Here is a 17,408-nt window from a genome sequence, read left to right as displayed (position 1 = left end):
AAGCCACCCACAGACCAGCCGCCGCAACGGAGGTGATGAAATAAGAAATGAAATAGCCTGAACACCACAGGGGCCGTTACCCGAAAGGGACAAACGGCCCCTGATTTTTTGCGCTCTTTTCGGGTGACAGCCCCGGAAAGGAGCCCGCATGACCACGACAAACCCCATCGCTGCGTACCTGAAGACCTATCACAAGGGAGCGGAAAGGGTCGTATCCAGCCGGGAGCTGGAGGCAGCTTTCCAGATCCGCGGCCCCGACCTGCGCCGGTTGATCAACAGCCTGCGTGGGGATGGCGTCCCCATCTGCAGCTCGGCTTCCGGCTATTATTACGCCGGTACTGAGGAAGAACTGCGCAGAACGATCCGGCAGCTCCGGAGCCGGATCAAGAAGATCGCCCACGCGGAACGCGGTCTCACCAAGGCGCTGGAGCAATCCATCGACAGCGGACAGATATCCCTTCCGCTGGAGGGCGGTGATACCGCTTGAAAAGCTTCATCCCCTGGGTGGGCGGTAAAAGCAAGCTGCTGTGGCTGATCCGAAAGCTGTCTCCCTCGCGGTATTCCCGGTTTATTGATGTGTTCGGCGGCAGCGGCACAGTGACCCTGAGCCGCCCCATCCAGCCGGGATGTATGGAGGTCTACAACGACTTCAACAGTGACCTGACCAACCTGTTCTGCTGTGTCAAAAACAGGACCATGGCGCTTCTGCTGGAGTTGGGTTTTCTGCCGCTGAATACACGCGACGATTTCAATGTGCTGTATAAGTTCTTCTCCAAAGAGGAATTCACCGATGACTATCTGGACGAGGAGATGGAGCTGACGGAGCGGTATCTGGAGCCGCCGGATGCCGAGACCATCCGAAGGATGATGCTGGAACGGGCGCCTCGCGGCGATGTGCGGCGGGCCGCCGACTTTTTCAAGCTGATCCGATACAGCTTCAGCGGCGGTGCCAAGTCCTTTGCCGGAAAATCCTGCGACATCCGCCGTTTCTTCTACCTGATTTGGGAGTGCTCCCGCAGGCTGGCAAATGTCGTCATCGAAAACAAGGACTGTGTGGAGGTCGCCCGTCAGTACGACCGGCCAGACGCATTTCTGTATTTTGATCCGCCCTATTACGATGCGGAGGACTGTTATGCGGCGGTGTTTCCCAAGGAAGATCATCAGCGCCTCCACGACGCCCTTCTGGAGTGCCAGGGGTATGTGATGGTGTCCTACAACTACTGCCCCTTCATCGTGGAGCTGTACAAGGAGTTTTACATCTTCCACACCACTCGCCCCAACAGCATGTCGCAGAAGGCCGGAAGCGAGTATGAGGAGATCGTCATCACCAATTACGACCCCCGCCGCCACAATTCCGCAAGGCATTGGCAGCTCAACCTTTTCAACCTGTCTGCCGCGGATGAGGAGGAGGGAAAATACACCCTGATCCATGAACCCACAAAAGAACTCAAACAGGAGGAATGAACATGACATTTATCAAGTACACAAGCGACGGCAAGGCCGTCATCCAGCCCGCCGCCCTGACCTTAAGCGGGCTGGACAGGGAGGAAACGCTGGAGCTGCACACCCTGGAAAACGCCATCGTCCTGCTCAAGCAGGAGATGGAGCCTGCGGAGAAGGCTGCCGCCACGACAACTCTGCTGCGACTGGCCCACAGCCTGATGGAGGATATGCTGGCCGACTGGGAGGCCCAGGAGGACGATGGGGATATGTGCGACGGCTGCCACGGCTGCGATGAAGATATGCTCCCCATCCCCGCCGAAGCCTTTGCGGATGCCGGCATCCTGTACGATAACCTCTGTGTGTTCAGCGTGGACGGCGCTGTTCTGGTGGTATCCGATGACCACAAGACCACATGGAGCGATGCGCTGACCAAGGCGATCCTTGAAAGTGGGAAAGCCAATGACTAAAGACCACGCCTACCTCTATCTCAGTTCCTTCGCCGAGGCCAAACGGCAAAACGAGGTGGCCCTCTGGCGGGCAAGCCACTTGGAGAACATCGCCTGTAAGCAGGCCATCGAGGAATCCATCCGCCGGGGCTTTGATGGGATGCACCTGGACCGTGACTGCGCCAGAAGTGTCATCGATAATTTCGGATTCAAACGTGTGGGGTGGGTGCTGTCCGCCACGCTTCAGCAAAAGCAGTACGACGGACGATTCAGCCCGCAAAACAAAGCGTGGGCCGCCTCCACCTTCATCCCGCCCAGCGACCGCAATTATGAGTTTACCGTGGAGAGCCACCCCGCCGTGCTGGACGGCTTCGTCAACGACTTCCGCAAGGCACAGGCAGAGCTGAAGCTGTTCACCGGCTCCCAGTGCGACGATATGACCGGCCAAAATCTGGAGGGCAAGGTGCTGGTCATGAGTCCGTTCACACTGAAGGAGTCCTGCTGGGCGCCGGAAAATCAGCTCTGGCTGGCCACCGGCGGCTTTGGCTGCGTCCCCACCGCCGCAGGCAGAGCGGTATACGCCACCTGTCTTGGCGATGGAGAGCAGACACGCTGGAACCGCAGCGACTTTATCGGCATTCTCCGGGAGGAGCATCTGCCCGACTGGGCCAGAGAGCGGCTGGAGCAACTCCGGCAGGAATCGCCCGCCGGTCTCGAAATGAGTCATCCATCCATGTAAAGAAAGAAAGGAGATTTGTCACATGGCAACACAGAAGAAAAAGCAGCAGGAAACCCCCACGCCCCAGGTGGAGGCGCGAATCGACCGTATGGTGGATGGGGACTTCAAGACCAAAGCCTATGCCAGCGCCACCATCGGCGGCGCCTTTGCCGTCCACGGCATCCGGGTCATTGAGTCCGACAAGGGGCGCTTCATCTCCATGCCCCAGGAGTCCTACAAGAAAAATGGCGAAACCAAATACAACGACACCTTCCACGCCATTACCGCCGAGGCACGGACCGCGCTGGTGGAGGCGGTCAACGACGCTTACGAGCAGAAGCTCCAGGAGCAGCAGGAGCAGAAAAGCGACGCTCCCGAGCAGGCTATGAGTCAGCAGATGTAAACCGGTTGTCCGGAAGGAGGTGATGCACCCTGATTCGTTTCACAGTAGACAACCAAAACCGCCTGATCTTCTATGGCAATATGGTGGGCTATGTAAAGGACAGCACCGCCGTTGTGGACGAAATGTTCCAGACCGATGAGCTGTCCCGTTATCTGGCCAGAATGAACCTGGCTCCCCAGTGGGAGGAGGGCGTATTCGACCGCCTGACTGCCGGTGAGGTACCCGGTGAGGAGCTGGGTCAGCCGCAGAAGGGCTGCCGCATCTGGCAGCTCCGAAAAGATGTGGATGTCACCATGCGTTTCATCGGATATGAGGATCTGGTCAAAAAGTTCGGAGAACCGGATGCCGGCAACTATACCCAGGCATTCGAAGGGAATCTGGGAACCAATGATCTGGAGCGGATCTATGCCATCTGCAGGGATAGCCCTCCTCCCGGATACCGGGGATACCGAATGGCACTGTCCGATGTGGTGGAGCTTTACGACGCTTCCGGCAGCGAGTTTTATTACTGCGACCGGGTGGGCTTTCGTCCCATCCAGTTCAGCCAGAGTCAGGAGCAAGCAGAATGTATTGAAATGACCATGTAGGCCGGACGTTTGCCCATCGTCCGGCCTTTACCTTGTCAGGGCGTAGCCGCTGCCCTCCCGCATCAGGAAGACTGTGACCGAACCTACATCATCAAGCCATCCACAAACAATCAAAATTGATTTACTTACAGGAGGTATTTTTCATGAAGAAGCTGTTTAAGAACATCGCCAACACCGCCAAGACCACCGCCGCCAGCTACAAGTCTTCCATCGCCGCCTTCCACAGCCGGGCTGTCAGCGGCAACGCCGGCGAGGGCTACATCGATACCGCCGTCAAGGTGCTGATCGCCGTCGTTCTGGGCGCCCTGGTGCTGGCCGGTCTGTACGCTGTGCTGGACGACACCGTCATGCCCACCGTCACCCAGCGGATTCAGGAGATGTTCAACTACGCGGGCTGATGCTCTGGGTACAGGCACTGGTCTTCTGCGGCGGTCTCATCTATGCCGCCGTGGATGACCTGAAAACCAGAACGGTCTGCGACATCGTCTGTATCATCATTGCTGCGGCGGGGCTGATCACCATCAGCCCCGCCTCCCTTTTGGGGGCGCTGCTGGCAATGGCCCCATTTTACCTCTGTGCAGGTCTCGGCCTGATGGGGGGCGGCGATTGGCGGTTAGCCGCCGCCGTTGGATTTGTTCTGGGAGTTGACCGGGTAATCACCGGCTTGTGTCTTATGGCCGCTGCGCTCCTTTTCGTTTCCTTTGCCATGCGGGTGATCCCGGCACTGCGGGAGGGCGCATCGGCAAAGCAGCCGCTGGTTCCGTATTTCGCGGTGGCTTTCATCCCCGCATATTTCTTATAAGGAGGCTCATATGAAAATCTTTCGCAACCGCACCGTGGTCGGTGTGCTGTGTATCCTTCTTGCGCTCCTCATCTGCTTTGGGGTGACGCCCCTGTTCAGCCGCAGCGCCAGCGAGAAGACTGAAATCGTCCGCGTCACCGCCGACATCAAGGAGGGCGACGAGATCACCGCCGAGATGGTGCAGACCGTGGAGGTGGGCGCTTATAACCTGCCCTCCGGCATTATGACAGACAAGGATGACGTCATTGGCAAGTATGCCACCGCCGACCTGAAGATGGGCGACTACATTCTGGACAGCAAGCTCTCCTATGAGCCCGCCGCTGAGAACGCCTATCTGTACAGTCTGGACGGGAACAAACAGGCCATCTCGGTCACTATCAAGAGCTTTGCCACCGGCCTTTCCGGCAAGCTGGAGAGCGGAGACATCGTCTCCGTCCTTGTGGCCGACTACAAGGGTATGGGCGAAACCGTGATCCCGCCTGAGCTGCAGTATGTAGAGGTCATCTCCGTCACCGCTTCCTCCGGTTACGACGCCAACACCGGCGAGGCTGTTGAGGATGAAAAAGAGCTTCCCTCTACCGTAACGCTTCTGGTGACCACCGAGCAGGCCAAGGTGCTGGCCGGACTGGAACAGGAAAGCGAGCTGCATCTGGCCCTGGTCTACCGCGGCGCACCTGAGAATGCCGATGAATTTATCGCGGCGCAGGACGCTCTGATCGAGGAACTGTACGCCGAGCCGGAGGCTGAGGCGGCGGAGGGCGCTGAAAATGCGGAAAGCGCTGAAACCGAGGAAAGCGAGGGCGCTGATCCTGCCGCAGAGAGCGAGGCGGCTGGAGAATGAACTTCATCAAAGGAAGCCTGTTTCGTCGAAACACGGAGCCGGAGGAACTGGAACCTGTTGTGGAGTCCGGCGGTGGCGTTCTCGCCGTGTGGGGAAGCCCCGGCTGCGGTAAAACGGTTACCGCGGTGAAGATCGCAAAGCATCTGGCCTCCCAGAAGAAAAATGTGGCGCTGCTGCTCTGTGACATGACCGCCCCCATGATGCCCTGCATCTGCCCGCCCTCCGAGCTGGAGTGCGATAAATCCCTGGGCAGCATCTTTGCGGCCCAGCGCATCTCCGTCAACCTCATCAAGCACAACCTGACCACCCACAAAAAGCTGTCCTATCTGACCATACTGGGGCTGCGAAAGGGCGAGAACGAGTATACCTACGCGGCCTGCACCAAGCAGCAGGCCGAGGAACTCATCCGCGGTCTGCGTGAGATCGCCCCCTATGTGGTCATCGACTGCTCCAGCTATATCGCCAATGACATCCTCTCCGCCGTGGCGCTCATGGAGGCCGACAGCGTCCTCCGGCTGGCCAACTGCGATCTGAAGTCCATCGGGTACCTGTCCAGCCAGCTCCCGCTCCTCCGGGAACTGCACTGGGACGAGGACAAGCAGTATAAAGCTGCGTCCAATATCAAGCCTCTGCAGGCTGCCGACCGTATCGGTCAAGTGCTGGGCAGCGTTGCTTTCAAGCTGCCGTACTCTCAGGAACTGGAGGAGCAGTATCTGGAGGGGACGCTCCTGAATGACCTCTCCATGAAGGACAGCAAGGCGTTTCGCCGGGAGATCGAGAAAATCTGCAAGGAGGTGTTCTGATGCTTGGCGACAAGAGAAGCAATTCCATATTTGCTGCGCACCCGGTCGCCGCCCCGGTGGAAGCCAGGCCAGAACCGGCCGAGGTGCATGATATCGCCTTTGAGGAGGATACCGGACGGTCCATCTTTGCGGAAGCCAAGGTCGCCCCCAAGGCAAGCGAAGTCTTCTTCGCTCCCCAGGCCGAGGGGATGCCCTTCGGGGAGGTACTCAGTCAGGTGCAGTCCTACCTCTCCGGCGCCTATGCCACCCTGATTACCGACAGCGGGGATGAGGCCAAGGAGCAGATGAAGCGCCGCATCGCCCGGTATCTGCAGGACAACCGAATGGCTGTGGACGGCATGACGCAGGGCGAGCTGGTGGACGCTCTGTACACGGAAATGGCCGAATACGGTTTCCTCACCAAGTACATCTTTGCAGACGGCATCGAGGAGATCGACATCAATTCCTGGCGGGACATCGAGATCCAATATTCCGACGGCCGCACCGTCAAGCTGGAGGAACACTTTGACTCGCCGGACCATGCGGCCAATGTCATCCGCCGTATGCTGCAGAACTCCGGCAAGGTGCTGGACAACGCCAGTCCCATCATCACCTCCCGTCTGGCCAAAAACATCCGTGTTTCGGTCATTAAGACCCCCGTGCTGGACGAGGACGCAGGTGTTGCGGCCTCCATCCGAATCGTCAATCCCAAGAATCTGACCAAGGAGGACTTTGTGGGCAGCGGAACCGCTACGGAGGAAATGCTGGACTTTCTGTCCGCCTGCCTGCGCTATGGCGTGTCCATCTGTGTGGCTGGCGCCACCAGCTCCGGCAAAACCACCGTGGCGGGCTGGCTCATGTCCACCATTCCCGACCGCAAGCGGATCTTCACCATTGAGGACGGCTCCCGTGAGCTTCAGCTCATCCGGGAGCAGAACGGCAGGGTGGTCAATTCCGTCGTCCATACCCAGACCCGTGACAGCGAGAATGAGCGGCAGCGCATCGACCAGATCGCACTGCTGGACATTGCCCTTCGTTTCAACCCCGACATCATCGCAGTTGGTGAGATGCGCGGCCCGGAGGCCAATGCTGCCCAGGAAGCCGCCCGTGTGGGTGTGGCCGTTCTCACCACCATCCACTCCAGCTCCAGTGAGGGTACCTATCGGCGCATGGTGTCCCTGTGCAAGCGGGCCGTGGACACCCCCGACGATACGCTCATGGGCTATGTCACCGAGGCTTATCCCATCGTGGTCTATTGCCGCCAGCTGGAGAACAAGCAGCGCCGCATCACCAACATCTCCGAGTGCGAGATCCTGCCAGACGGAAGCCGCAGGCTTCATAAGCTCTATGAGTACAACATCACGGAAAACCGTCTGGAGGGCGACCGTTTTATCATCGAGGGACATCACCAGAAGTGTGAGGAGATGTCCGGGAGCCTGCAGCGCCGGTTCATCGAAAACGGCATGCCCCACGGTGAGCTGGAGCAGTTTATCCAGAGGAAGGAGGAAACTGCATGACAACGATCCAACTGATCGCCTGCGTGGGCATGATCGCCGGGCTTTTTATGGTGCTGGGGATCTCCCCCGCAGAAATGAGCGACAGCATCTTTTCCCGGCTGACTGCCGCCCCCGGCAGCATCCGGGCGGACATCAATGAGACGACCAAGCGCAAAAAGGCCGGTTTCTTTCGCCGGGAGATCACAGAAGCCCAGGCGGTATTGGCCGCATCCGGGCGGGAGGGAAAATTCCCCATGGTGTGCATGGCATCTCTGGTGCTGTTTGCCCTGGGCGCCTGCATCGCCATTCTTGCCGGGAACGCCTTCCTCGTCCCCGTACTGGCCGTCGGCTTTATGCTGATGCCGTTCTGGTATGTCAAGCTGACGGCCGGAGGCTTCAAAAAGGATGTGGCCGCCGAGCTGGAAACGGCGCTGTCGGTCATCACCACCGCCTATCTGCGCACGGAAAACTTCCAGCAGGCGGTGGAGGAAAATGTCCGGTACCTGCACCACCCGGTGCAGGAGGTGTTCCAGCGGTTTCTCACCCGCATCAAGCACATTGACCCGGACATGGACGCCGCGCTTCATGACCTGAAATATGCCATCGACAACGAGGTATGGCAGGAGTGGTGCGAGGCGGTATCCGCCTGCCAGACAGACCGCAGCCTGAAAAGCACCCTGACTCCCATCGTCAGCAAGCTGTCGGATATGCGGGTAGTCAACGGAGAACTGGAAAATCTGGTCTTCGGCCCCCGCAAGGAATTCGTCACCATGGCGATCCTGGTGCTGATCAATATCCCGCTGGTGCGGTTTATCAACACGGACTGGTATCACACTCTGGTGGACACCATCCCCGGCCAGATGGTCATCGCCGTCTGCATCGCAGCTGTATTCGTGTCCTTTGCCTTTGTGGTGAAGCTGACGCAGCCCATCGAGTATCGGAGGTGAGGAAATGGGCGCACTTTTATTTCTGTTCGGCGCCGCACTGGCCGCCGGACTGTATTTTGTCCTTGCCGACCTGCTGAAAATTCCCCGGCTGGCTGCGGAACGGGCGCTCATCTCTGCTGGGCGGCGGGAACGCAGTCTGGTCAAATCTCTGGAGGCGCTGATCCTCGGCTGGGCATTGAAGCTGGCTCCGCTGATCCGAATGGACGAATACAAATACCGCCGTCTGGAGAGCAAGCTCACGGCGGCAGGGTTGGATATGACGCCCCAGGTCTACTCGGCTTATTCAATTCTGAAGCCCTGCCTCATCCTGCTCGGCATCATCCCGTGCCTGCTGATCCTGCCCATCCTGAGCCCCCTCATCGTGGTGCTGGCCGTTCTGACCTGGTTCAAGGAGAGCCGCCGTGCTGACGAGCTGGTCAAGGCCAGAATGGAACTGATCGAAGGCGAGCTGCCCCGGTTCGTCGCCACCATCCATCAGGAGCTGGCTGCCAGCCGGGATGTGCTGCGGATTCTGGAAAACTACAAGAAACACGCCGGGCCTGACTTTGGTCGTGAGCTGGATGTGCTGACTGCGGATATGCGGTCCTCCTCTTACGAGGCGGCGCTCATCCGCTTTGAGGCCAGAATGGGCTCAGCCATCATTTCAGACATCGTCCGCGGCCTCATCGGCATCCTCCGGGGCGACGATGGCAGGATGTATTTTCAGATGCTCTCCCATGATCTGAAAGCACAGGAGCTGCAGCGGCTCAAAGCCAAGGCCGCCAAGATCCCGCCCAAGATCCGGGTATTCAGCTTTATCATGCTCCTGTGCTTTATGATGACCTATATCGTCATCATCGTGTACCAGATCGTCAACTCCCTGGGGAGCCTGTTCTAAAGGAGGTCGCCATGAGAAAATTACTGAAACGGCGCTCCGGCGAAGGCTATATCGATGTTTGCGTCCTGGTGGTATGCGCCATGCTGGTGCTGGCGCTGGTGGTCCGTGTGCTGCCGGTCTATATCACCAAACAGCAGCTGGACACCTATGCCGTGGAGCTGGTGCGTGAGGCGGAAATTGCCGGCCGGGTCGGTACGGAAACCACTCGCCGTGCGGCGGCGCTTACCGACAGCACCGGGCTTGACCCTGACATCCGGTGGTCCGCCACCGGACGCATCCAACTCAACGATGAGGTCACTGTGACCCTGACGCTGGAAACGGATATCGGCCTCTTCGGGGGGCTGGGCTCATTCCCTATTACGCTGACTGCGGAGGCCACAGGAAAGTCGGAGGTGTACTGGAAGTGAGAAAGGCTATTTTTCGCCGTCGCTCCGGCGAGGGCGCCCCCATGATCCTGGCCATTGTGCTGGTCTTGCTGATGCTGTTCTGTGCCGTGGCGGAATTCTGCCGGTTATGGATCATCGCCCAGGGCGTGAAGGAAGCCGCACAGCAGGCAGTGATCTCCACCGTCAATGACAACTATGACGATGTGTACCACGCCGTGCGGGAGGGCTATGCCGCCGGATGGTATCCGGACGGCACAGGCCGCTGGGATGAGAGCATCGACACCGGCGATGTATACGGTCAGCTTTCCGAAACCCTGGGCCTGGAAAATACGGCACAGGGGTACCAGAAGCGTTCAGGCGGAGAGATCGAGTACATAATCTCCGGTTTGTCTGTGGAGTTGGAGAACAACGGCCTCAGTTCCGGTCAGAGCGAGGGTTACACCGCTGTGGTGGAGATTCACTTGGAGGTTCCGGTACGCTTTCTCGGAAACCTTCTGCCCTCTGCCAACATGACTTTGCACACGGAAGCGAAGTATATCCCGCTCTTCTAAAAAGGTTTCTCCTTTGCAATAGACTTCCGCGAAAAGATGTGGTATTGTCCACTTAACAAGAAAAATGTTCAAGGGAGGTATGCGCTATGACAGAAAAGACGAAGAAAATGATCCTCATCTCCATCGGCTGCCTGCTCTGTGCGGCCGTTGCGATTGGAATCGCCGCCCGGTTTGGCGGCAAAGCCGAGATTCCTTCCGGTGTGGTATCCGATGAGCCGGCGCAAAGTGGCGACCCGGATGTGAGTATCAACAGCGACGGGCAGACGGATGTGGACATCCAGGTGGAGGTGCCGGACGCATCCGAAACCGATCCCGCCCAGGGCGCCGACTCCAGCGGTTTGGAGCAGACCATCCAGGCCGACCCGGTCAAACCGGAGCAGCCTGAAAAGCCGGAAGCCCCAGATGGAACCTCGACACTGCCGGAGAACCACGACGCAGAAGATGTGCCGGAGGAGGAACGCAGGACCGAGGACGAGGAGCCGCCCACCTATGAGGAGCCGCCCACAGTCACCCCCACCGAAACAGAGCCTGCTGCCGGAAGCACCAACAGCGCCGGTCAGGTCTATGTGCCCGGCTTCGGTTATGTGGAGAACAGCGGCGAGAACACCGTCATCGAAGGAAATGATATATACGAAAACGGTAATAAAATCGGCACAATGGGTGGCGGAAACTAACCAATTATTGTAAAGAAGGCGCAGTCAATCCCGACTGCGCCTTCTCTTTTGCCCAAAAATCCGAAAGGAGGTCCTCTATGAAGCGAATTCTTGCGCTTATTCTTTCCGTCGTCCTGATGCTGGGAATCGCTGTGCCTGCTTACGCCATTGGCGATGAGAATATTGATAGCGGCGGAGGCAATCTGGGCAACGGAACATCCACCAGCTATTGGAACCCCGGCATGGACGGCGTCCGCATTTCTGTTGTTGAAACAAGTAGCCATGCGGTCATAGGAAACACGATAGATTGGAGCAACAAAATGCCGGGTACCAATGTGATCCACTTTGGAAAGATAAGCAAGCTATCTTATAACAGCGGTGCATCTCTACGGCCAATTGTAGGCGGATATACTTGCATACGTCCAGCCCAAAGCCTTCCCCGCATTATCTCCTCCGGCAGCTATCCGGCCAGCATTGATGCCATCCGCAGTTATTTTACGGATGAACAGGTCATTCGGGCCATTGCCGGGTATGTTGGGATGGATTTTGACACCCTGATTTGCGGTGATTATAAAATCGTCATTGAGCCGATTGCATACCTGGTTTACGGCGGCGCCAACTACGCTATGACCGCAACCGAAGCTGCCCTTTATGATAAGACAGTTGACGGTGATCTTCGATACTGGATGGGCTCGCTGACCCATCAGAACCTGCCGCTGGCCATCTTTCTGGAGGAAGCAGACCTGGGGTATCCCGCCTGGTCGGGCAGCACCACCAGCAAGGTGAGCAACGACCAGATCATCTCCTCTCTGGGCATTGGCATTGTCCGGTTCAACGACGAGCTGGAGCCGCCGGAGATCGACGAGTTTGACTACGAATACCGGGTGGACACAGATGTGATCACCTCCGTGGAGGTGTCCGGCGGTCAGTCTGACCCGGACAACCCGGTCACCGTGCAGTTTGTGATCGAAGGCAGCACCTATACGGTCAGCAATGTCTATTACCCGGAGGGAGACAGCCAGCTGGTCTGGGTGAAATGGCATACGCCGGAGGAACCCTGTGTCTGCACCATCCGGGTCCGAGTCCAGGGCGGCGGCACGGCCCAAAGCACCATCACTGCCAATATCGTTGATCTGGACGGGAACGATCCCCCCAATCCCGTGGCCGATGACCGAAACGATGACTTTACCCTGGTGAGCATCCCGGAGAAAGAGGAAGTGACCTCTGCCTCCTGGGGCATCTGGTCTCCCTGGTGGCAGGAGAATTGGGTGTGGGTTGAAAACTGGGAGAAGTGCTGGCACACGGACCGGTGGACGGACAGCGAGGGCAAATCCCACACGGACCGCTGGTACCACTGGGTGGACAACGGCTGGTGGGAGGATCAAGGCTGGTGGGAGTTTGATTATAGCGGCTACTCCGCCAGCCTGTCGGCTTCCATGGCCATTACGCCGGATAGCATGTCCCCCACAGCAAGCGCCACGACCGCCAAAAGCGGTTACGGCATCCAGCAGACTGTGACTGCCAATGTCAGCACGACCCAGAGCTCTGCCGTGACTGCGGCGCAAAATGCCGTGACCTATTTCCCGGAGTTCAACTACGAAGGATTCTGGCGGCTTCTGGATCGAAGCGTCAGCGGCAAACGCTCCGCCTTCGCCTTCAAGAATAATCCCTACAGCACATATAACAGGCCGACCCATTTCACCCCCATCTGGTATCCCGATGGAAGCTATACGCCGTACACCTGGCTCCTGGACTGCTGGACGCCGGCAGGCATGCTGTCCATGAACCTAACGGATTCCATTCGGATTTCGGGCGACCTATGGGAAGACTGGCATATCGCCCCCGCAAATTAACAAACTCACAATGGAGGTTCATCTATGCGTAAATATAACTGCAAACGCCTGATTGTTATGATGATCGTGGTGCTGGCTATGGTCTGCCTGACGGCAACCACGGCCTTTGCCGCAGGGACCGGGGATGTGGCCGGCGCCGTGGAGAGTACCTGGACCACCGCATCCGCTCAGATCAAGACTGTGGTCAACAACGTGGTGTTTCCCGCCATTGACCTGATCCTGGCGGTGTTCTTCTTTGCCAAGCTGGGTACCGCTTATTTCGAGTATCGGAAGTCCGGTCAGTTTGAGTGGGCGGCTCCGGCCATCCTCTTTGCCTGCCTGGTGTTTACTCTGACGGCTCCCATGTATCTCTGGGACATCGTGGGCATCTGAGGAGGGCATATGAACTTTTTTGAGCAAGAGCTTCACAGGATCGTTGCCCCGAAGTACCCTGATGCCACTTATGTAGGCCGGGCCTGCTATGTGCGTCTGAATGAGCTGAACCGGGCAAAGATCCAGTTCGTCACTGGAATTGTGGCAAATCAATACCATGCCCTTCGCATCTCCATTCTGAACCGGAACGAAGGCCAGGTGGATGCGCTGCTCCTGAACCTTTCCGACATCCTCGGGAAAAAGCAGACCAACAACCCGAACTTCAAAAACGGGATCACCCCCTACATCTGGGATGACTACGGGAAAGCGGACTGGTATGTCTACCATCCCAACAGCCGGGACTACCGGCAGCTCACGGAGGCGGTTTCCGACTACCTGGAGGTATTTCAGGAGCAGACCCAGACGGCTGACCCTCAGTGGCAGCAGACCATGTAAGTAAGTGACCCAGGGGCCGTACCAGCTGTGCGGCCCCCGGCCCTTTATCCCAGGCAGTTGGTGCGGCCTCGCCCCGAAAAGAGGTGAGCGAACCATTGTTTATTTGGGATTTTGTTGCCGACACCATCCTCGGACAGATCGTTGACTGGATCTATGGCCAGGTCATGGGCTTCCTCGGGAACTTCTTTGCCGAGATGGGGAACATGGGCGTTGAGCTGTTCGAGATGAGCTGGGTGCAGAGCGTGGTACTGTTTTTCTCCTATCTGGCCTGGGCGCTCTACGGCACCGGCCTGGTGGTGGCCTGCTTTGAATGCGGCATTGAATACTCCTCCGGCAGAGGAAATGTCAAGGAGATCGCCCTCAACGCCATCAAGGGCTTTATGGCGGTAAGCCTGTTTACCGTGGTGCCGGTTCGGCTCTATGAACTCTCTGTCACGCTGCAGGCCAGCCTCACCGCCGGAATTACCGGATATGGGACCTCCATTGGCGAGGTGGCGACCGAGATTGTCGATACGCTCAGCGGAGTGGATTCCCTGACAGGCATGACATCCGGCTCATACTTTGGGTTTGCATCCATCACCAGCCCGATCATGCTGCTGTTCTGTATTATCCTGATGGCCTATGCGGTGATCAAGGTATTCTTTGCAAACCTGAAGCGCGGCGGTATCCTTCTGATTCAAATTGCGGTAGGCAGTCTCTATATGTTCAGCGTGCCCCGCGGCTATACCGACGGCTTCATCCAGTGGTGCAAGCAGATCATCGGCCTGTGCCTGACCGCTTTCCTGCAATCCACCATATTGATAGCCGGATTGATGGTGTTTAAAGATAATGCGCTTCTGGGCCTTGGCCTGATGCTGTCCGCCGGTGAGATCCCCCGTATCGCCGGAGCCTTTGGCCTGGATACCACCACAAGAGCCAACATCATGTCTGCGGTCTACACCGCCCAGGCCGCAGTCTCCACCACAAGAACCATCGTTCAGGCGGTAGCCAAATGAGAACAAACAGCATGGGGCCCCCGCACAAGCCCGATACCGCGGCTTGTGTGGGGAGAGGAGGCGCAGCGGAGCGAGTGAATTTTCGTGTCCGCACGGAAATGAACGATGCGAAACTTGCGCCGACGATGGGCAGCCTGTTTGACGGGATCGGGGGATTCCCGCTGGCCGCCATTCACAACGGCATCGTTCCTGTGTGGGCCAGCGAGATCGAAGCATTCCCGATAGAGGTGACCCGGCTTCGATTTCCCGATATGGTCCATGTAGGCGATATCACAAAGCTTGACGGTGCGGAGCTGCCGCCGGTGGACATCATCTGCGGCGGCTCTCCCTGTCAGGACTTGTCTGTGGCCGGAAACCGCGCCGGTCTCTCCGGCGCGCGCTCCGGCTTGTTCATGGAACAGGTCAGACTTGTAAAGGAGATGAGAAATGCAGAACGATTACGAAACAGAACAGCTCTCTATATACGACCTCGATTTATGGTGTGGGAGAATGTTCCCGGAGCCTTCTCCAGCGGAACTCCCAAAGGAGAGGACTTCCGGATCGTCCTCGAGGAGATCGTCCGAATTAAAGTCGGTGGTGTTTCAGTCCCTCGACCTGACACCGGGCGCTGGGAATCTGCTGGGCGAATCGTATTGGGAACTGATTTCTCCCTGGCGTGGCGATGCCTTGACGCTCAATACTGGGGTGTCCCCCAGAGAAGAAAAAGAATCTTCCTTGTCGCAGATTTTGCAGGACGATCCGCCGGACAAATACTATTTGACCCCGAAAGCCTGCCTGGGTATCCTGCGCCGGGCCCTTGAGCGAGGAAAAGAGCTCCCCAAGAAGCTCAAACGGGCGCTGGAAATCCAATCTGGAGTCGCTCCACCGGACGGCGACGCCACCAAGTTGGAAGCGTACCATATCAACCAGAGGGATGAAGGTATCAACCTGCACGGAGTGTCCGGCGCCCTAATGGCCACTAACAATATGCAAATGCAGACCTTTGTCACACAGCCAGACAAGGATGATGTGGAAGGCTTTGATGGGTACAATGGCGATTTGACCGGCGATGTTGCGGCAACGCTTGGCGTAAACTGCGGGATGTCCACAGGCCGAAACGGTCTGCTCCAGCCGATTGCCTTTGCGGCAAATCAGAGAGATGAAGTCCGGGATCTGCACGATGTGGCCGGAGCCTTGGGCGCCCAACCGGGAATGAAGCAGCAAACCTTCATTGCGGAAGGTGTAGTGGCCAAGGGCAACGGCGATTGTTTCCTGACGCCGGAGCGCCATACATCCCTGAGTGCAGGGGGCGGTCAGGCCGGACAGGGCTACCCTTGCGTCCTGACTGCCGGTTTCTCTGCCGGTGCAGGAGCATCCGCCGGAGGCATCGGCTATGGCGAAGAACTCGCCCCCACGCTGAAGGGCAGCGCTGGCGGGAACTGCATGCCATCGGTTTTGTGCCTCAACGACCAGGGCGGCAGCGTCATGGAATGCAGTGAAAATGTGACAGGGACTCTCCGAGCCCAGGAACACGGACACCAGCCGCTGGTCTATGAGAACCACGGCATCGACTCCCGCTACACCGGTCCGCATCGGGTCGCTCCCACCATGTCCGCACGGTACGGTACCGGCGGCAACAATGTGCCGTTGGTAGAGCAGGAACCGGTATTCTGCATCACCGGCAACGCCATCGACAGGCAACCCAAAAACGGTGGGAACGGCATCGGCTATCAGCAGGACATCGCCTATACCTTGACCGCAACCGACCACCATGCGGTATTCAGCAGGCAGCGGGTGGATGTGTTCAAGGACGGCGAGGTGGTCAGCACCCAGAGTGCCCGTCAGCATAAGGATGCCACAGATCTTGTGCTGCAAGGGACAGGCCGGCCAAAGCTGATTCGCAGGCTGACCCCACTGGAGTGTGAGCGCCTTCAGGGCTTCCCGGACAATTGGACAGCCATCCCCGGCGCCTCGGACTCAGCCCGCTACAAAGCACTGGGCAATTCCGTTGCCATTCCGTGCGTGGACTATGTTCTCCATGGCATTTCGCTGGTGCTTCTGGCAAGCTGAATGTGCCTTGTTGCTTCTGCTTCGTTTACGCTTGCTTCTTTGTTGGGTTGTGTGAATAGCTATTTGTCCTTGGGTGCAGTATGCTTTGCCTGCAAAATACAGAAAGGAGAACGCTCCATGAATGCGAAAAAGAATCTCTGTGCAATGATTCCCGCAGACCTCCACGCCAAGGTCATTGCGGAGAAAGAGCAGCTGGCGCTGAGCACCTTGGGAGAATATGTGGAACTGGTACTCAAAGAACACTTCGAAGGAGGAAAAACGATCATGGCAGCAACCAAAACCTTGGCATTCCAAATCTCTGAGGAACTGGATCAGCGGCTGAAGAACTTCATCGCCGCCGAAAAGAAGCGCGGCCGGAAGATCAGCCAGAAGGAGTTCGTCATCGGACTCATCGAACAGGCGCTGGCCGAATATGAGGCGCAGAACCAGACCGAGGAAACGACCAACGAATGAGATACCGCATGGACGCCGGGGAATGAACCCCGGCGGCTTTTTTCTTGGAGGTGAACTATCCTGTACATCTATCCCGATAACCTGACCGCCAAAGCAATGCTGTGGCTTTGGGAACTCAAGGATGTGGGCGTCATCGGCGTAGGGCTTTTGCTCTCCGTCCTGGCGCTGACCCAGACCGGAATTTTTATTCCGCTGGTGCTGACGGCGGTCTACGCCTTCCTCAGCATCCGGTTTGACGGCACCAGCATTCTGGACTTTATCCGGTATGCGGTGGCCTTCCTGATCACCAGACAGCAATTTTATGAATGGAGAATGTGAT

The 17,408-nt window shown here is 57.8% G+C and carries 22 protein-coding genes and 1 pseudogene; all 23 read left to right on the top strand.

All coding sequences use genetic code 11. The features are described from left to right. Window positions 1-148 precede the first annotated feature (148 nt). The 23 genes and pseudogenes from ACTQ33_RS04610 to ACTQ33_RS04500 all read left to right on the top strand — a co-directional run bounded on the left by ACTQ33_RS04610 (window position 149) and on the right by ACTQ33_RS04500 (window position 17,407). A complete protein-coding gene (locus ACTQ33_RS04610; protein ID WP_071430794.1) occupies window positions 149-487 on the top strand; it encodes a hypothetical protein in 339 nt (112 codons plus the stop codon). Beyond that, entirely contained in the window at window positions 484-1,464 is a 981-nt protein-coding gene (locus tag ACTQ33_RS04605) for a DNA adenine methylase (protein WP_207738183.1), read from the top strand. The genes ACTQ33_RS04610 and ACTQ33_RS04605 overlap by 4 nt, the downstream gene beginning before the upstream one ends. Window positions 1,465-1,466: 2 nt before the next feature. Continuing rightward, complete coding sequence (locus ACTQ33_RS04600) at window positions 1,467-1,910, top strand: hypothetical protein (protein ID WP_071430792.1); 444 nt, start codon at window positions 1,467-1,469, stop codon at window positions 1,908-1,910. Then, window positions 1,903-2,628: a DUF3849 domain-containing protein gene (locus ACTQ33_RS04595; RefSeq protein ID WP_071430790.1), complete on the top strand. Its 726-nt coding sequence runs from the start codon at window positions 1,903-1,905 to the stop codon at window positions 2,626-2,628. The genes ACTQ33_RS04600 and ACTQ33_RS04595 overlap by 8 nt, the downstream gene beginning before the upstream one ends. A gap of 22 nt (window positions 2,629-2,650) precedes the next feature. Then, entirely contained in the window at window positions 2,651-3,010 is a 360-nt protein-coding gene (locus ACTQ33_RS04590) for a SpoVG family protein (protein WP_076944460.1), read from the top strand. Between the two features lie 80 nt (window positions 3,011-3,090). Beyond that, a complete protein-coding gene (locus tag ACTQ33_RS04585; protein WP_441462506.1) occupies window positions 3,091-3,597 on the top strand; it encodes a YodL domain-containing protein in 507 nt (168 codons plus the stop codon). Window positions 3,598-3,740: 143 nt separating this feature from the next. Beyond that, window positions 3,741-3,995 carry a DUF6133 family protein gene (locus tag ACTQ33_RS04580; RefSeq protein WP_071430786.1) on the top strand — a complete coding sequence of 85 codons (255 nt, stop codon included), beginning with the start codon at window positions 3,741-3,743 and terminating at the stop codon, window positions 3,993-3,995. After that, window positions 3,995-4,399, top strand: coding sequence for an A24 family peptidase (locus ACTQ33_RS04575; RefSeq protein WP_071430784.1), 405 nt, complete (start codon window positions 3,995-3,997; stop codon window positions 4,397-4,399). The genes ACTQ33_RS04580 and ACTQ33_RS04575 overlap by 1 nt, the downstream gene beginning before the upstream one ends. A gap of 10 nt (window positions 4,400-4,409) precedes the next feature. Beyond that, window positions 4,410-5,240 carry a Flp pilus assembly protein CpaB gene (cpaB, locus tag ACTQ33_RS04570; RefSeq protein WP_071430782.1) on the top strand — a complete coding sequence of 277 codons (831 nt, stop codon included), beginning with the start codon at window positions 4,410-4,412 and terminating at the stop codon, window positions 5,238-5,240. After that, on the top strand, window positions 5,237-6,043 hold the full coding sequence (locus ACTQ33_RS04565) for an AAA family ATPase (protein WP_071430780.1): 807 nt from the start codon (window positions 5,237-5,239) through the stop codon (window positions 6,041-6,043). Before cpaB ends, ACTQ33_RS04565 begins: the two co-directional genes overlap by 4 nt. Beyond that, window positions 6,043-7,539 (top strand): type II/IV secretion system ATPase subunit, encoded by a 1,497-nt coding sequence (locus ACTQ33_RS04560; RefSeq protein ID WP_071430778.1) that lies wholly within the window; start codon window positions 6,043-6,045, stop codon window positions 7,537-7,539. The genes ACTQ33_RS04565 and ACTQ33_RS04560 overlap by 1 nt, the downstream gene beginning before the upstream one ends. Beyond that, window positions 7,536-8,465 carry a type II secretion system F family protein gene (locus ACTQ33_RS04555; RefSeq protein WP_071430776.1) on the top strand — a complete coding sequence of 310 codons (930 nt, stop codon included), beginning with the start codon at window positions 7,536-7,538 and terminating at the stop codon, window positions 8,463-8,465. Before ACTQ33_RS04560 ends, ACTQ33_RS04555 begins: the two co-directional genes overlap by 4 nt. Window positions 8,466-8,469: 4 nt before the next feature. Then, window positions 8,470-9,342 (top strand): secretion protein F, encoded by an 873-nt coding sequence (locus ACTQ33_RS04550; RefSeq protein ID WP_071430774.1) that lies wholly within the window; start codon window positions 8,470-8,472, stop codon window positions 9,340-9,342. Between the two features lie 11 nt (window positions 9,343-9,353). Beyond that, on the top strand, window positions 9,354-9,749 hold the full coding sequence (locus tag ACTQ33_RS04545; protein ID WP_071430772.1) for a DUF4320 family protein: 396 nt from the start codon (window positions 9,354-9,356) through the stop codon (window positions 9,747-9,749). Next, window positions 9,746-10,279 carry a hypothetical protein gene (locus ACTQ33_RS04540; protein ID WP_235396415.1) on the top strand — a complete coding sequence of 178 codons (534 nt, stop codon included), beginning with the start codon at window positions 9,746-9,748 and terminating at the stop codon, window positions 10,277-10,279. Before ACTQ33_RS04545 ends, ACTQ33_RS04540 begins: the two co-directional genes overlap by 4 nt. A gap of 86 nt (window positions 10,280-10,365) precedes the next feature. Continuing rightward, window positions 10,366-10,953 carry a DUF6550 family protein gene (locus ACTQ33_RS04535; RefSeq protein WP_071430768.1) on the top strand — a complete coding sequence of 196 codons (588 nt, stop codon included), beginning with the start codon at window positions 10,366-10,368 and terminating at the stop codon, window positions 10,951-10,953. A gap of 77 nt (window positions 10,954-11,030) precedes the next feature. Further along, window positions 11,031-12,785, top strand: a complete 1,755-nt coding sequence (locus tag ACTQ33_RS04530) for a hypothetical protein (RefSeq protein WP_071430766.1) — start codon at window positions 11,031-11,033, stop codon at window positions 12,783-12,785. Between the two features lie 24 nt (window positions 12,786-12,809). Continuing rightward, on the top strand, window positions 12,810-13,157 hold the full coding sequence (locus tag ACTQ33_RS04525) for a DUF3852 domain-containing protein (RefSeq protein WP_071430764.1): 348 nt from the start codon (window positions 12,810-12,812) through the stop codon (window positions 13,155-13,157). Between the two features lie 9 nt (window positions 13,158-13,166). Beyond that, window positions 13,167-13,592, top strand: coding sequence for a hypothetical protein (locus tag ACTQ33_RS04520; RefSeq protein WP_071430762.1), 426 nt, complete (start codon window positions 13,167-13,169; stop codon window positions 13,590-13,592). A gap of 95 nt (window positions 13,593-13,687) precedes the next feature. After that, the gene (locus tag ACTQ33_RS04515; RefSeq protein WP_071430760.1) at window positions 13,688-14,587 is read left to right on the top strand and encodes a conjugal transfer protein TrbL family protein; all 900 of its coding nucleotides are present in this window, start codon (window positions 13,688-13,690) and stop codon (window positions 14,585-14,587) included. Window positions 14,588-14,685: 98 nt separating this feature from the next. Continuing rightward, window positions 14,686-16,636: pseudogene (locus ACTQ33_RS04510) on the top strand (DNA cytosine methyltransferase). 117 nt (window positions 16,637-16,753) lie between these two features. Next, window positions 16,754-17,089, top strand: coding sequence for a hypothetical protein (locus tag ACTQ33_RS04505; protein WP_071430758.1), 336 nt, complete (start codon window positions 16,754-16,756; stop codon window positions 17,087-17,089). Between the two features lie 60 nt (window positions 17,090-17,149). Next, the gene (locus tag ACTQ33_RS04500; RefSeq protein WP_071430756.1) at window positions 17,150-17,407 is read left to right on the top strand and encodes a hypothetical protein; all 258 of its coding nucleotides are present in this window, start codon (window positions 17,150-17,152) and stop codon (window positions 17,405-17,407) included. Window position 17,408 lies beyond the last annotated feature (1 nt).

This window comes from Candidatus Avoscillospira sp. LCP25S3_F1, assembly GCF_052117125.1.
GTDB lineage: Bacteria > Bacillota > Clostridia > Oscillospirales > Oscillospiraceae > Avoscillospira_A.
The sequence above is the reverse complement of the archived record's forward strand: the minus strand, read 5'-3'. Positions and strand labels throughout refer to the sequence as shown.